Annotated in this window: 13 protein-coding genes; 2 read left to right on the forward strand and 11 right to left on the reverse strand. The window is 41.4% G+C overall.

Going from position 1 to position 14,796, the window contains the following annotated elements; translation table 11 throughout:
* Nucleotides 1-106: 106 nt before the first annotated feature.
* The 10 genes from MHN09_RS03860 to MHN09_RS03905 form a co-directional block, all read right to left on the reverse strand.
* On the reverse strand, nucleotides 107-955 hold the full coding sequence (locus MHN09_RS03860) for a glycosyltransferase (protein ID WP_239239220.1): 849 nt from the start codon (nucleotides 953-955) through the stop codon (nucleotides 107-109).
* A 269-nt stretch (nucleotides 956-1,224) separates the two neighbouring features.
* Nucleotides 1,225-2,268: a glycosyltransferase family 4 protein gene (locus MHN09_RS03865; RefSeq protein WP_239239222.1), complete on the reverse strand. Its 1,044-nt coding sequence runs from the start codon at nucleotides 2,266-2,268 to the stop codon at nucleotides 1,225-1,227.
* Nucleotide 2,269: 1 nt separating this feature from the next.
* Nucleotides 2,270-3,250: a polysaccharide deacetylase family protein gene (locus tag MHN09_RS03870; RefSeq protein WP_239239225.1), complete on the reverse strand. Its 981-nt coding sequence runs from the start codon at nucleotides 3,248-3,250 to the stop codon at nucleotides 2,270-2,272.
* Nucleotide 3,251: 1 nt separating this feature from the next.
* Entirely contained in the window at nucleotides 3,252-4,415 is a 1,164-nt protein-coding gene (locus MHN09_RS03875) for a hypothetical protein (RefSeq protein WP_239239228.1), read from the reverse strand.
* Nucleotides 4,412-5,584: a glycosyltransferase family 2 protein gene (locus MHN09_RS03880; protein WP_239239231.1), complete on the reverse strand. Its 1,173-nt coding sequence runs from the start codon at nucleotides 5,582-5,584 to the stop codon at nucleotides 4,412-4,414. Before MHN09_RS03880 ends, MHN09_RS03875 begins: the two co-directional genes overlap by 4 nt.
* Before the next feature lie 5 nt (nucleotides 5,585-5,589).
* A complete protein-coding gene (locus tag MHN09_RS21385; RefSeq protein ID WP_014999091.1) occupies nucleotides 5,590-6,102 on the reverse strand; it encodes a serine acetyltransferase in 513 nt (170 codons plus the stop codon).
* A 2-nt stretch (nucleotides 6,103-6,104) separates the two neighbouring features.
* Entirely contained in the window at nucleotides 6,105-7,001 is an 897-nt protein-coding gene (locus MHN09_RS03890) for a ThiF family adenylyltransferase (RefSeq protein ID WP_239239234.1), read from the reverse strand.
* A gap of 23 nt (nucleotides 7,002-7,024) precedes the next feature.
* Entirely contained in the window at nucleotides 7,025-9,757 is a 2,733-nt protein-coding gene (gene prsT / locus MHN09_RS03895; RefSeq protein ID WP_239239235.1) for an XrtA/PEP-CTERM system TPR-repeat protein PrsT, read from the reverse strand.
* A gap of 172 nt (nucleotides 9,758-9,929) precedes the next feature.
* Nucleotides 9,930-10,826 (reverse strand): PEP-CTERM sorting domain-containing protein, encoded by an 897-nt coding sequence (locus MHN09_RS03900; RefSeq protein WP_239239237.1) that lies wholly within the window; start codon nucleotides 10,824-10,826, stop codon nucleotides 9,930-9,932.
* A gap of 167 nt (nucleotides 10,827-10,993) precedes the next feature.
* A complete protein-coding gene (locus MHN09_RS03905; protein ID WP_239239239.1) occupies nucleotides 10,994-11,815 on the reverse strand; it encodes a PEP-CTERM/exosortase system-associated acyltransferase in 822 nt (273 codons plus the stop codon).
* Between the two features lie 271 nt (nucleotides 11,816-12,086).
* Between MHN09_RS03905 and MHN09_RS03910 the strand changes: the two genes are divergently transcribed.
* Nucleotides 12,087-12,806 carry a serine protease gene (locus MHN09_RS03910; RefSeq protein WP_157187955.1) on the forward strand — a complete coding sequence of 240 codons (720 nt, stop codon included), beginning with the start codon at nucleotides 12,087-12,089 and terminating at the stop codon, nucleotides 12,804-12,806.
* 13 nt (nucleotides 12,807-12,819) lie between these two features.
* Nucleotides 12,820-13,836: an NAD-dependent epimerase gene (locus MHN09_RS03915; RefSeq protein WP_239239241.1), complete on the forward strand. Its 1,017-nt coding sequence runs from the start codon at nucleotides 12,820-12,822 to the stop codon at nucleotides 13,834-13,836.
* A 33-nt stretch (nucleotides 13,837-13,869) separates the two neighbouring features.
* Here MHN09_RS03915 and MHN09_RS03920 read toward each other — a convergent pair whose 3' ends face one another.
* On the reverse strand, nucleotides 13,870-14,754 hold the full coding sequence (locus MHN09_RS03920; protein WP_014977059.1) for a patatin-like phospholipase family protein: 885 nt from the start codon (nucleotides 14,752-14,754) through the stop codon (nucleotides 13,870-13,872).
* Nucleotides 14,755-14,796: the final 42 nt, after the last annotated feature.

The raw sequence follows: 14,796 nt of genomic DNA on the forward strand, positions 1-14,796 counted from the left end.
GCTTGGGTAGTTCACTACCCAAAAGCCTTACTTCCAAGTGATAGGGTGTGACTCTGTCTGTTGAGAGACACCGCGCGTTATCTGAATAGATATATCCGATATCCAGTTAGCGAAAAAGAGACATAATCTGTTTTGCTGAGTTATCCCACGTGTACTTGGAGATAGAATTCCTTATTTTTTCTTTGTTCCATGTGGACTTAGGCAAGGTCAGCAGTGCTTGGGTAACCGAGTGAGCGCACTGAGGGTTAATTAATATACCTCCCACCTCAGGTATGAGAACCTCTGAAATACCTCCGACATCTGTAGCGATAACTGGAGTTCCTGTTGCTAACGCTTCCATAATAACGTTTGGTACACCTTCTCTATAGCTAGGCAAAATAAGTGCGTCTGATTGATGAAGTTCTTTTACCAGTGACTGATGAGGGATAGCACCTAAAAATGTAACGGCCTTTGTGAGTGATTTAGCACTTACTATCTTCATTAGGGCGTCTCTGCTAGCGCCTTCCCCAGCAATTCTTAGCGTCATGCGAGGGTTTTGATTGAGCGCATCTTCAAAGCCTTCAACTAGTTCGAATACCCCTTTTGTAGCAATGAGTGAGCCGACAAATAAAAAGTGGTTAGATGGGGAAGAGAAAGGCTCTGTCTGTCTGAGCGCAAAAACGTCAAAATCAACCCCATTATAGATAACATGAGGATTTACATCTGGCACATGCTGCTTGACTGCATTCGCTAGAGCGACACTTTTAGTTGTAACTGCCGTACTCTTCCTAAATGCCCAGCACATCTGTCTCTTATGCAGGGGCTGTTGCATAAGAGCATTCACATCGCTACCTAAGCACTCAATTACTAATTTATATTTAAATAGCGCTTTGCCAAACGCCGCAACGACTGCCTCTGCATAGGCCCAACTTGCAATTACATTTTCACTTTTTGCTAACCAGATTAGTGGCTTCACACTGATAATCAGAGAAATTAGAAGAAAAAGCGGGTGAAAAGATGTGAGTATTTTGGGCACATAGAAAAAAGGAAACAAACAGAAGCCTTCGGGACTTCTATGGCCCTTCAACACGACTTGCTTGAACCATGTAAACCAAGGAACAGGCATGAGCACCCTCACGTTTGCATGCGCCTTTAGGTTGCGTATTTCCTCATAATTATACGTTGCCCGTGTGGGTTGCCAAGGAAGTGGATGTAGATTAGTAAAAAATAGAATACGCTTTTTCATTACTTATACGTGACTTCATAGATGGCTGAAACATTATCGATTGCATAGCATTGTTTTGTGAATGCAAACGCATGACGTCCATTTTGTTTTAACTTACTTCGATCTTCTATCAACGAAAGTAAAATTGAATACCAAGACTCAATATCATCAACAGAGTATACAAAGCCCGTGTGATTATTCTTTATCAAGAGAGGAATTTGTCCCACAGACGTTGATAGGGCCGGGATGCCTCTTGCCATGGCTTCAAGAAGAGACATGGGTAACCCTTCAGTTGTAGAGTTAATCAAGAGCAAATCTTGTTGGGCATAGATCTGGTCTTCATCCAAAACCTCACCGTGTAAAATTACAGAACTTTGTAATCCATACTTCTCAACTATCTGTTCTATCTTCGACCTTTCAGGCCCATCACCAAAAATATTCAAGACAGCGTGATTACCAAGATTGCGGCGCCCAAATTCCTCTACAAGCTGAGTGATATTCTTCAACGGAACAAGTCGGCAGACTGTACATAAATGAAGTAGAGTTTGCTGTGCGATATCCTGTGGAATAGGGGGGCAGTAAACACCATTATTTACTACCGTCACCGTGTTTGAATTCCAGCCATAGCGCTTATTGATGCCAGACTTGATGCTTTCTGACACACCGAAAACCCTATTGATATACAGTTGAGCAAGTGTGTGAGAACCCCTTACAAAGCTTATAGGCGGCTCGACTTCACCATGAATTGTGTAGATTACTCTCTTAGCCATCAGTACGGGAAAAATGGGAGCAAAAGCCTTTATCACGGCAGGAGAGTGAATGTGAATAGTGCTGAAGGACAGTAGTGTTCGTACTGTCTTCATAAGTCGGACAAAAATGTTGCCTTTGATGTTTGTAACCTTTACTCCAAGGGCCTTGATATCGTGCTGAAATGCGTCACACTCGTTGCCAAAAGAAAGCACCTCTACATCAAGACCTTTTTCGGACTGCGCTTTGACCAGATTCTTTACGCATTTTTCCGCCCCACCTACTTTCAGGCTACTTACGCAATGTAATATACGCATTTTAGTACCTCTTTGCGTAGCTGAACATACGTTTTAGGTCGTCTAATGACATGCCTGGCGCTATTGGAAATCGGTGCAAGTCATAAGGATTTTGACTGGGCGAGGTATTTATTCCAGGTTGGAAATTAAATGCGAGCTTATATCCAGTGTTCTTCAATCCCTCAATCACTTTTTTGTTGTAGGTAGACTTGTTGCCAACTGGATAAGAGAATGCAGAAATATCGCATTTTAGCTTTGTCTCCAACAGCGTCTTTGAATGGCTCAATTCGTAGAAAAGCTCGTCTGCGGATAGTTTTGTCAAGATGTCATGGTTGTGAGAATGGGCTCCAAGTTCCATACCTGCGTCTATCAGTGCTGCTAAGTGATGCCAGTCCATGAATTCTGCTGGAGGGTAACCGTTTTGATGAAGTAATTCTTGTTCTAGCAAATTTATTTGTTGCTGAGCGGGTAATTGACAGCTTTTTATGGCTCGTAAAACATTCCGGATAAAACGCTCTTGGCAGTTTTCAAAAATGACTTCTTCTCGCCAGGCGTGCAAATGTAACTTACGAGGTTTGTGATTTTTTATTAGGTAAGCAACTTTATCCCACCAAGGGACCACGCTGTTCCCAATTAAGCCAGTAGCGATAAAAAAGCTAGCCTTAACATTATTTGCTTCCAAAACTGGCAATGCATCATTGAAATTATCGATATAACCATCGTCAAAAGTAAGACACATTAGCCTTGAAGAAGGTCTGATATCACTATCTAAAAGATCAGGTAATGTCTTTGGGTTTATGATGTCAAAGTGTTGTTTAAAAAATTTGACATGGCGGTCGAGTTCTTCAGAGGTGCATGAGTACACGCAAGGATCAAACGCAGTCTCACTACTATTTCCAATTCTATGAAAGTTAACACTATACAGTCCGTTGGGACGCGAGCGCCACGTAATTTCATCGAGGCCGAGTAGTCGACCTACTTTCATTTTAATTCTTGAAAACATGTTAAGAAAGCTTTTTAAAACTTGGAGCTGGAAGGAGATAATCCCTAAAATCGTTAGGGTTTCCTTCTTCTCCTGCTTCCGCAGCTTTTATTATATTGTACATTTCACGAGCCGAAACGTAATGAAGTGCATAATCACGGCCGTCATTGTACTGCGTGGTCAAATGTCTGTGCATCTCTTTGATAGGATCACCTAGCAACGTGTCCATATCGCCATCTTGCGCGCCATGAGTATGGACTTTAATGAAAATCCAATCCGGCTTGCCTTCGACAAGAATACCTTCTTTAACCCAAAGGTCTACGCGATTAGGTGTGGGAGGAAATGTTTTTCTCACATCTGAATTTTCAATTTGTGGGAAAATGCCTTTCTTTCTCACTTTCCAGTTCAAACCTAATATTCCTTGAATAAGCAAAATATCCCCCCACGCTTTACCGCCTTTAACTATCGCTTTGCCGGTTTCATATGATTTTGGCTTTTCAGGATCGTCTTTAGCGTAGTAGATGGTATTCAACATGGCAGGTTGTGATTCGTCTGGCGAGGGAAACGTAAAGTCTGCGTAGCAGCCAGTCTCTTTTAATACGATAAGTTCGTCGTTAACGCCACACCACTTTCCATGAGGGTGAGAGTTATCTAACACCCAATTACCGTGTATAAACGCATAAACCGGCTGACCTGTCTTGGGGTCGATACTCAACGCATTATGCTCTTCGTGAAGACACTGTGCAAAGCCCGAAAGCGTGGCTCTTAGATTTTCACTAGTGTCGTTATCATGATGCAGATGAATCTCTATTTCACCGAATCCTTTGGCGCAAAGGTCTGAAATTTTGTCTAAATGTTCTTTTCGGTATTCTTCTTCAGGAAAGAAAAAACTGTGCTTGGGGTGATTTCCATCCGCATCCGTAAATTGGCTCGCCATCTTTGGGTAATCAACCATCCATCTATCAACGCGCTGCCTTTCAAGTTCAATATTATCTTTGTTCTTCCACTGGGGTTCGTAGTGGTCTACAAAGCAAAACATTACGTGTGTAGTGCCATTCACAGTTGGTTTGCTTGAAAATCGACTCTTCGTATAATTCCAAAGCCAACTTTGCATTTTTTTCTTCTTAACAATAATGCTAAATGCCACTGAAAATAGAATTAAAAATATCAGTAAAAACGCGATCATCTCGATGTCCTTTGCCATGTCGCTGTTAAATTAGTCGATAGAAAACGAATGAATCCTTTAAAGAGCGATATATTCATTGAAACAAAAAAGGTTATCAAACTAACTATTTTTCCAATTATGGGAGTATTCTTGAAGAGACTAAGCTCACCCATGACCCAAAATGCGTAAAAACCAGCCTGACAGGCTAGTAGCAGCTCATATGTAGAGTTGGGATGCCAAATAAGAATAACATTAAGTATTAATGCAATAATCATAAGGTGTGGGACAAACCAGCGAATGACCTTATGACTTAAATATGAAAACCACCGCCACTTATAGCGAGGGTGAAGTAACCACTTTAAACGTGAGAGCGATTGGTAGTTACCAGCGCCAATGCGAATACGTCGACCAGCTTCTTCTTTAAGAGTAGGGGCGATTTCCTCAGAAGCTAATGCTTCCTTGTTGTACACAATTTTGTAGTTATTTTTTGCGACGTTCATCACAATACAAAAATCATCTATGATGGTATTGTCTGGAAGAGGTTCGTATAGTGTGGTCCTTATCGCATAAATACCGCCGTTAGCACCTAGCAACGCGTCAATTTCGGACTCGTGAAACTTCAAAAATTGCTCATATTTCCAATATAGGTTGTCCTTGTTGTCACCTGAAAAAACATCAATTAAGTTGAGTTCACCACAAACCGCCCCCACTTGATCTTCACGAAAAGGTGCAACAAGGTTCAATATCGCATCGTTTTCAAACATCGTATTCGCGTCTGAAAATACGGTAATCTCTGAAGTTACACGTGATAAAAGATCGTTTAGAACATTGATCTTGCCCCGATTCTCTTCAAAGCAAAAAACAGCAAGGCGTGGGTCGTCAAAACTATTTAGTATTGCATTTGTGTCGTCTGTACTACCGTCTGATGCAATTAGAAGACGAATTTTGTCATGGGGATATTCAAGAGATAGTAAGTTTTTAATGCGCTCTTCAATACATGCCTCTTCATTATAAGCGGAAATGACCACCGAAACTGAAGGCAAAGAGTTGTCATTTTGCCTGAAGACGAAGGTTTGGTTGTCCTTTTTAGAAAGTAAGCGACTAAGGGAGAATAGGATAACGGGATATAGCAAATAGCTGTAAACAATAAGAAAGCTAGCTACCCAAAAAAAGAATTCAATGTACTTCATATTATTTACTTAACAGTTGCTGGGATCCCTAATGCAGTAGAGTTTGAAGGGATATCCTTGACTACTACAGCATTTGCGCCAATTTTCACATCAGTTCCAATACTGATACCGCCGAAAGCTTTAGCGCCGGCTCCAAAAAAAATATTATCCCCCAGAGTTGGAGACTTTCCTTTTTCATCACCAATTACCACGCCACTTTCAAGCGTTATATTTTTACCCCCAACGACCTTTGAGTTAACTACAACCCCTATGGGGTGCATAATCACGAATCCTGGGCCAAAGTTTGCGTTCACGCCTATCACGCAACCATTGTATACTCGGTTGATGTGAGACAGAATTAATGCAAAAGGAGTGAGTAATTTCGATTGCGCGCAACGAAAAGCTAATCTATACAAAATATTAGCGCTCGTGCCATCAGTAAGCAAAGTGCGGAACGTTGATATACTCGCACCATCGTTCAGAAATATCTGCTTTTTTTGCTTTATGTCCGATTTGATAAGTTTTATTGTCTCAGACATTCTTAGTCTTCTTTGCTATCTTCTAATATTTGTTTGACTTTTTTGAACATATATTTCTGAAGCGGGTTTTTATTTCCCCAAGGACGCCAAGTTTTAATTAGATTATTTCTATAAGCATCGAAGTGCAGTCCTCTAGGAGCACAAACGACCTTTCCACGACCTAACAGTAGTTTTAATACATTGGTACAGAGAACCCCCGCGGCCAATGAAATCCCCATGCAGGTGGAAGGGACTTTCTTTTTCATGAAGTTGACAGAGGAGTTCTTAACTAAATAATGTCGCTGTTGAACTGACGGCGAAACGCCAATCACAAACCGTACAATATTATTTTCAAAATACTCTTCTTTTTCCTGTTCACTGGCGTTCGAAGGAGCATCAACCATAGCAAAATAGTCATCAAAAGACATTTCACCCGGTTTGAAGCACAACATTGCTGTGCCCATTCCCATCGGGGCTGCAGTTATAGTAGGAATCCCCAATTCGTAGCAGCGTCGGAAAACCTGCCTGCGGATTTCGAGTGCAAATATATCTAAGCTATCTATGTAAACATCCACACCATCAAGAAATTCGTCAAGGTTTTCGAGAGTTATACCGCTCTTAAAATTCCTAATTGTCGCTTCTGGATTAATATCCTTCAGGGTGTTTTCCATCACCTCAGATTTTTCTTTACCGATTGTTGAAACAAACGCACCAGCTTGGCGGTTGAAGTTGGCATAGTCGTAAGCGTCAAGATCTGAGATGTTAAAATTGCCTATCCCCATACGAGCACAAACAATAGCGTGATCGCCACCAACACCGCCCAAGCCACCAATGGCAACCTTGCTATTTTTGAGTTTTAGTTGTTCTTCTTCCGTTACCCAACCAATATTCCTTGAGAAAGCATCATTGTAATCAAACATAATTGTCGAGCCCCAGGTTATTCCTAAAGTTGGAATTGTTGTTTCACTTGATTGAGCTGCGTTTCTTGCGCAGCGGTTACTGGAATAATAGTCGACGCTACTCGTTGTGCATCAATTTTTCTTCCGCCCCTCGCTAAAGCTCTAACGTATTCTATGCCGATAGAGACATTTTCTTTACTTATCACGAATGCTTCCTTTGCTTTCTCTATTGCAGCTTCGTGTTTTGATAAAGAGGAGAGTACAGCTCCGTAAGTGGATAAGATGTTGGGGTTGTTTGGAACGAGCTCGTTAGCTCTCTCAATGAGCTTTAAAGCTTTAGATGGTGAACCATTTTGATTAAGCAACCAAGCAAGGTTGTTTAACACGAGTGGGCTCTCTTTCTTCACGTTATCAACAAGATACGTATACTGTTCGATTGCAAGTACTGGTTCACGCTCAAGAAGATAATTGGCAAAGAGAAGACGGACTTTGTTGTCACTTTGCGCTCTTTCAAGGTGTGCTTTTGCAAAGCTAAGTATCTGTTCGTGCTGCTCTAACTGCACATATGAAGTAAGTAGCAGCAGTGCTAACTCACTAGATGGCGCGTCTTCGTACAACGGCTCTAGTGTGGATATTGCAGACTGGTAATTACCTTCAGTAATAGCTAAGCGTCCTTTTACTACCTGACCAATTAACGACTTTTTCGCTTCGTCAGGAAGTGCGTTATAAGCTTTACTTGCGTCTTTGTTTTTGCCTTGAAGTAACTTTAACCTAGCAGCCAGCAGCTCAATGGTTGTATTCTTACCAAGGTTTCTGCGCGCTTCCTCGATAACCTGTTCCGCCTTGAGGTAGTCACGTTCAATTTCTTCAATTTGTATACTCTGTACAAACGAATTTTGAGAAGGCTCCAGTTTTCTCCATTCAGTGAATGCCTTTCGCGCATCCTTGTAATTAGACTGTTTTGCATAGGCATTACCCAGCAACATCCAATATTTAGGGGTATCTTTTAGCTTTTGTTGATTTTCCGAAAGGTAATCCACTACAGTTTTGAATTGATTATCTAAAGAAAGCGCAGCGGCATAAAGGAGAGCGTATTTTGGTTCTTTCGATTTCCCTTGAGCTTCTTTCAATTGTTTAATGGCTGGTTTGATATTTCCTAAGCGCTGAGCCACTTGGAAAGAGCGTATTAACAGGCGAGTGCTCAAAGGATAGTTATCAATAGCACTTGAAAGCTGTTTCGATGCTTTTTCAAGCTCTCCATTTTTTATTGACTGCTCTATGAAAAATAGGGCCGCTTCAAGGTTTTTGGGGTCTATATCTTTTAGTTTTTGATAGGTTTGTTGCGCAGACTCAATGTCTCCGGCTGTCTGTTGAACAAAACCTGTTGCATTCAATCGCTCAATTTTATTCTCTTCACCTGTTAAGCGCGAATCTATAAGCTCGTAGGCTTTGTCGTAGGCCTTATTTTCAACATAGGCCACTAATAGCAGGTAGAAACTGTTTTCAGATTCAGGTGATATATCTAGGTTTCGCTCTAGCTCGGAAAGACCTTCCTTGCCAGTAATAAGTTTCAACAAACCGATGTTTTGAAGCATCTTGGAGTCCGAAATTTGGTCCGACTCAATTTTGCCAATCAAGCGTTTTGCCTCGTCAAGCTCGTTCTTTTGAACAAGTAATCTAGATGTTTCAACGATGTACAATAGATCGTCCTGTCCAAGATCGGACATTGTATTAATTGTATCAATACCGTCCTGAACGTAGCCTAATTTCAGTTGAATGCTCGTATAAAGTCTTTTGGCGTAATGATCTTTAGGCAATGTGTCAATGATGACTGAAAGGTTCTGATATGCCTGCTCAAAATTTCCCAGTTGATAATGAGATATGGCGGAAAATAACCGAGTAATTTGGTTTGAGCGTCCATTTTTTATTGCTTTATCTAGGTAAAGAATTGCGCCCTCATAGTCCTTTTCAGAAACCAACAAGGTACCCTTTAACTGGTTAAAATAGGCTTGCTCAGGACTCAGACGTAAAAGTTGTTCAACAACAGGTTTTGCTTCTTCGAATTCACCAGCGTTTATTAAAACCGTTGCTAGTTGGGTTTTTACCTTATAATCAGCGGGCCTTAAAGAAAGCAATTTTTTACTGGTATCAATAGCACTCGACCAATCATTAACAAAGTTTTCTAGGGTAAATTTTAACTGAAGCGCTAGCGGCGAGTCTTCTATTTGTGCTGCATTGTCAACCAATACCTTTAAAGCTGCAGCAGGTTTCTCTCTTATCGTAGCGTTGTAAGCTTTCGCAAGAGATGCAATATCTTCAAAAGGTGAAGCCTCTAACTTTTCAAATGCTGATATCGCACTTGTCGGGCTTTGTGCTCGAAACAGAGCAATTGCTTGGTATATTTCTAACTTATCTTTAGTTTGGCCTTCGTTATCAACACTAAGGTCTTTGATGCTCTCGTATTCTTCAAGCCAAAGATGGGTCTCTGCTAATGCGACTTTGCTTTCATCACTTAATACGCTCTGTGCGCGTAGTAATTCTTTTTGCGCTGCAAGGTATAGGCCTTGTTGGAGATATGTTAAACCTAACATTTCTCTTGCCTTTAAAAGCGAAGGGTCGTCTTTTATTACATTTTTGAGGGTAACTGACGCTTCTTGTAATTGCCCTTTTTCAAGCATTAATTCTGCGTCAGCCAGACGCTTTTCTGGAGAGTTGTCGCTACACGCAGACAACAAGCATAACAGCATGGCTACTGACAATTTAGAATAATTTTTCACATTAGCTTCCTTATTGCTTAACCTAGCTAAGGTAACGTATTCCAGATAATTTACAAGCTATTCAAGGACTTTTTCTAAGGCAATTCTGTATCACTCTGATAAGAAAAGAGCAAAAAAAAAGCTGCCTATTTAAGGCAGCTCTTTAAGTCTTTTGCTTGTATCCGTGTCGATATTATTTTCTACGACGACGTGAGAAACCGAACATGCTGATAAGGCCTAGGCTCAAAACTGCAACTGTTGATGGCTCAGGTACACGGAACTCTACAGTAACAGCGTGGTTATCGCTGATAAGCACTGTGTCACCATCTGAGTCGATTGGGTTAGCGATGTTATCTGCTAACTCACCAACAGTAACTGTTTGTGAAGCATAAAGTAGGATGTCAGTTAGCGTTGCAGTAATGTAATCTTGGAAAGATACGAAGTTACCTGAACTGTCTTGGAAGTAGAAAACTTCTTGACCAGCTGGAGTAAGGCTAACTTCAGTAATTAGCGACTCGATAACTTGCTCACCAAGGTTAATTGAGCTTGTGCTGAACTCGCTTTGTACTAACAACTCTGCACTACCATTATCAACAGTAACAACATCAGGAGTAAAGAAGTCATAGCTGTATTGATAAGAGTAGATATCTAGAACACCGCCAGTGTAAGTAACAGAGTCACCACCTGGGTTAAGGATACCGTCTAATTCGAAATCAAATGTAAGTGCAGTAACTACGACAGTAGGGAGAGTTGAACCGTCCACGCCAAGATTGTTTGGCTCAGGGTCGTAAGTAAACGTGTTCGCAATAGCGCCATCGTCAGAAAGCACAAGGTCAGACAGATCAGTAAATCCAGCCATTGAACCGTTAAAGGTATAGCCGATTAGGCCAATACCACCGCGAGACACAATATCTCCAGTCGCTGTATTTACTTCAGAAACTGAGTCGTATTGAAGACCTAAACCATCGATTGCACCGCGAGGGTTAACTACTGAATCGTCAGATAAGTCTAAGTAAAAAGGTGTCGCTGCTGCTTGTCCACTAAGCGCTAAACCAGCAGCCATCATTGTTGTAAGAAGTAACTTTTTCATTTCCGCTCTCCGTTATGTTTGCAGCGATTTCTTGAAGTCACTTGGTTAAAGCACTATGCGTGCCAACTTTTAAGTTGTTGATAAGTAATGAAAATTAATTATTCCATTTTCGCGGTGTAAATTATGCTGACAGCTCAAAGTCATAGTTGCGAAAGAGCTCAACGGCATCATCCTTGTTGTGATCTTAATGTATGTTTTATGTTTTTATACATTATTGAAAACCCTTTAGGGAGGTTTTTGTGAAGCATTTCCGGCGTGATGTGATAGGCGGCCCTCTTACCATGGTAATCTACGATCGGTCCAATCTGTTCAAAGCGTATTCCAATAAAACGCATTGACCGAGCAAGCCTTGGCTCCATCATTACATAGTTATGTTTAACACCTGAGTTAACTGAGACTGCTGCGGCAGCAAGATATAGTCCTATCGCAATGAAAGGGAAGCAACGTAACTCTGTTTCAGAATAACTTTCTGGATTGATAGCACCAATTGCAGCACCATCGAATTTATCCATCTGTCTTCGACGGAACTCATTTGGTACTGCAAGTCGAGAAATTTCACAAATCTCATGGCGGGGGAAGTTTCTAGGATCAAGTGCGCTATTTGTAATCGAATCACAACAGTACTTTTCTATGGGAAGAAGTTGATTTTCTGTATTGGGGCGAACCATTCGAACAGTACCCGCGAATCTCTGGTTTTGTACATGTTCGATTAAACAACACACCGAATAAGCATCGAATTCATCACTTTCTATTTCTAAAGGATTAGGTGGTTCAAAACCTTCTTCTGTACAATATACTTGATACCTAATTTTGAATGATTCATTTTTCAGAGCCTCGTCATGCGCTATCTTTGGCACTAAGTAAGTAGAAAAGTGGTGAGATATCTCTTTAACTTCTTGTAGTTTTTGATATCCCTTAAGTGCTTTAGTTACTCGACTATTGGCACCAAAAATATTCTGTACCTTTTGTACCAACTTTCCTTTTTGCATAACACTTTCTACCTGTCTTAGAGACTACGACCATTGATGCTGTTTAGGCAATGATGTTTTTATATTGTATTCAGCTAGAGTAAGTATAGTTTGTAAATATACGTTCATGTACGTATTATTTTTTTCGGCTCTCTAGCGCTTCATGAGCAACAATACCTCGTTGCAAGTTCTTATTTTTATAACAATATACTTCTATATGCTTACACAAAATAGCTCTAAAACAATATGTTCAGTGATTTTTCTTTTAATTTATACAGTTTTAAAGGCCCCAGTGTTTGCGGAAGATCTAGTATCTCTCACTAAACGCGTTACAGCGTCTACCGTTGCCATCGCACTTCACAGTCCTATTAAAAGCAATGCCCCTTCAATAAAAGGAACTGGCTTTGTGGTACACGATGGACACTATGTTGTTACAAATTACCACGTTGTTGAGCAAGAATTGGATCCTACAATAGTAGAATATTATGTAGCGATGCTGCCTACTGACGGGGGCTTTTCTTTCCAAAAACTTCAATTAATGGAAATTGATATAGAACACGACCTGGCGCTCTTCGCCACAAGTGAGGCGATGTCTCCTCTTGTTCTAGCAGACGAGGACTTGCAACCAGCGGGCACTGACATTGCCATATTTGGTTATCCCCTTGGCGCAGCCCTTGGTTTGTATCCTGCCGTTCACAGGGGAATAATCGCTGCGTTAACACCCGACTTTATGCCTGCCAATGACGCTAGAGCATTAACAAGTAACCAACTAAGGCGTTTAAAAAATCCAGAACTAATTTATCAATTAGACATAACCGCTTTTCCCGGCAATTCAGGCAGTCCTGTGGTAAACCAAAAAACTGGCGAGATTATTGCTGTAATAAATAAAGTGTATGTTAGAGACGGTAAAGAAAGTGCTCTCACTAACCCTTCAGGTATTTCCTACGCAATACCTGTAAAACACGTTATCGCTTTATTAAATCGTGCTTTATCGAAAGTGGAAAGTAATTGAACAGGAATAGTAAATGAAAATCTTAGTCACCGGAGCAGCTGGTTTCATTGGTGCAGCTGTATCGCAATACCTTATCAATCGTGGTGACCATGTTGTCGGGATTGACAACATTAACGATTATTACGATGTGAATTTAAAACATGCTCGTCTAGACGAGATTAAATCATCTACTGCTGCTGATTTATTTTCATTTATCGAGATGGGGGTAGAGGAGCGCGACAAAATGGCTGCGCTTTTTGAAGAGCACAAATTTGATAGAGTGGTGCATTTGGCTGCTCAAGCTGGTGTGCGTTATTCACTTGAAAATCCTAACGCTTACGTCGACTCAAATATTGTTGGCTTTGTGAATATTCTAGAAGGGTGTCGCCATAATAAAGTCGAGCATTTGGTGTACGCGTCATCTAGCTCAGTCTACGGTGCGAATGAGACTATGCCGTTTTCAGAACAGCATAACGTAGATCATCAAGTTAGCTTGTATGCGGCTTCTAAAAAAGCTAACGAGCTAATGGCTCATACTTATAGTCACTTGTATAACTTGCCTACAACGGGGCTGCGCTTTTTCACTGTTTACGGGCCTTGGGGCCGTCCAGACATGGCGCTTTTCAAGTTCACTAAGGCTATTTTGGAAGGTAAAACAATACAGGTTTACAACTATGGTAACCACCGTCGTGACTTCACTTATATCGATGATATCGTTGAAGGCGTAATTCGCTCATTGGATAATGTGGCTAAACCTAATGAGAATTGGGACGGCGGCAATCCAGATCCAAGTACGAGTAAGGCGCCCTATAAGGTATACAATATTGGTGCGCAGACACCAGTGCACCTTTTGAAGTTTATTGAAACCCTTGAGAGTGCATTGGGTATTGAGGCGAAGAAAGAACTTCTTCCTATGCAGCCAGGCGATGTGCCTGACACCTATGCTGATGTGTCGTCGCTCGTTGAAGATACTGGGTACCAGCCATCTACCGATGTTGAAACAGGCGTAAAAGCGTTTGTCGACTGGTATCGTGACTTTTATAAAGTGTAAGCGCTAGCGACTTATAATTACTTTCTGAAACCGTTAAAGTGCACTGCTTCTCATAAATCCCGCACACTTTTTGGGCAAGAACTCTTTCGTGGTTGCATAACCGAGCTCAAAAAGTGTGTTCTTAATTTCAGGTGTAAGCGAAAAATCTACCGCGGAAATCTCCCCGGTATTCACCACCACCGTATTGTGCCAATACTTCGCATTGACGTACTCCCTGGATATTGCCGTCATAAACGTGCGAATAAGCATGCTGACGTATTGCGGCAGTTGAAGTAAGTTCTTTTTAATGGCTTTACGTTTTTGTTCGGTGCTTTGCAGTCTGAAGCATACTGATGGCGTGCCATCGCCTCGCCAATCTTCAAACAGCGCATCTTCAGACAATATAGCGCCGTCTACTAGCAAGTGCTCTTTAAACGGTTTAAACGAGAAGATGAGCGGTATCGACATAGAATACCGCACTGCTTCTGACACCTTCATATCTGGAGAGGTTTGTTTGTTGAACAAAACTGGTCCGCCGCCGTTTACGTCGGTAGCGAGAATATGCAGATTGAGCGGGAGGTCGGCAAACACTGCGCCTTCCAATTGTTCGTCAATCCATCGCTGAAATACGTCGCCAGAAGACAGCCCGCCTTCCCGGAGTAATCTTACGAGTGAAAATTCAGTGAATTGCTTGAAATCAGTAACCAGTGCGAGCTCTCGCATTTGCTCCACTGTGTAACCTTTGGCATAAAGCGAAGCGATAATCGAGCCACCTGATACACCCACTAAAGTGTCGAAGCCTACGTTCATGTCCTGCAGCGCTTTAATGATGCCGATATGGGCGCTCAATCTTGTTCCTCCACCTGAAAAGATGGGCACAATTTGCGTGACGTTCGCCTGTAATAAATTATTCGGTATTGCTGCCGAGGCTATCTGCATGTGCATACTCCAAACTAAGGAGGCTTTACGCTAAGTGTCTAG

It is taken from the genome of Alteromonas sp. MmMcT2-5, from assembly GCF_022348315.1.
GTDB lineage: Bacteria > Pseudomonadota > Gammaproteobacteria > Enterobacterales > Alteromonadaceae > Alteromonas > Alteromonas macleodii.

Bases quoted from the DNA above. Each gene is read 5' to 3' on its own strand.
- MHN09_RS03865 (WP_239239222.1), bottom strand. From the start codon at position 2,268: ATGCGTATATTACATTGCGTAAGTAGCCTGAAAGTAGGTGGGGCGGAA.
- MHN09_RS03870 (WP_239239225.1), bottom strand. From the start codon at position 3,250: ATGTTTTCAAGAATTAAAATGAAAGTAGGTCGACTACTCGGCCTCGAT.
- MHN09_RS03875 (WP_239239228.1), bottom strand. From the start codon at position 4,415: ATGATCGCGTTTTTACTGATATTTTTAATTCTATTTTCAGTGGCATTT.
- MHN09_RS03880 (WP_239239231.1), bottom strand. From the start codon at position 5,584: ATGAAGTACATTGAATTCTTTTTTTGGGTAGCTAGCTTTCTTATTGTT.
- MHN09_RS21385 (WP_014999091.1), bottom strand. From the start codon at position 6,102: ATGTCTGAGACAATAAAACTTATCAAATCGGACATAAAGCAAAAAAAG.
- MHN09_RS03890 (WP_239239234.1), bottom strand. From the start codon at position 7,001: ATGTTTGATTACAATGATGCTTTCTCAAGGAATATTGGTTGGGTAACG.
- MHN09_RS03900 (WP_239239237.1), bottom strand. From the start codon at position 10,826: ATGAAAAAGTTACTTCTTACAACAATGATGGCTGCTGGTTTAGCGCTT.
- MHN09_RS03905 (WP_239239239.1), bottom strand. From the start codon at position 11,815: ATGCAAAAAGGAAAGTTGGTACAAAAGGTACAGAATATTTTTGGTGCC.
- MHN09_RS03915 (WP_239239241.1), top strand. From the start codon at position 12,820: ATGAAAATCTTAGTCACCGGAGCAGCTGGTTTCATTGGTGCAGCTGTA.
- MHN09_RS03920 (WP_014977059.1), bottom strand. From the start codon at position 14,754: ATGCAGATAGCCTCGGCAGCAATACCGAATAATTTATTACAGGCGAAC.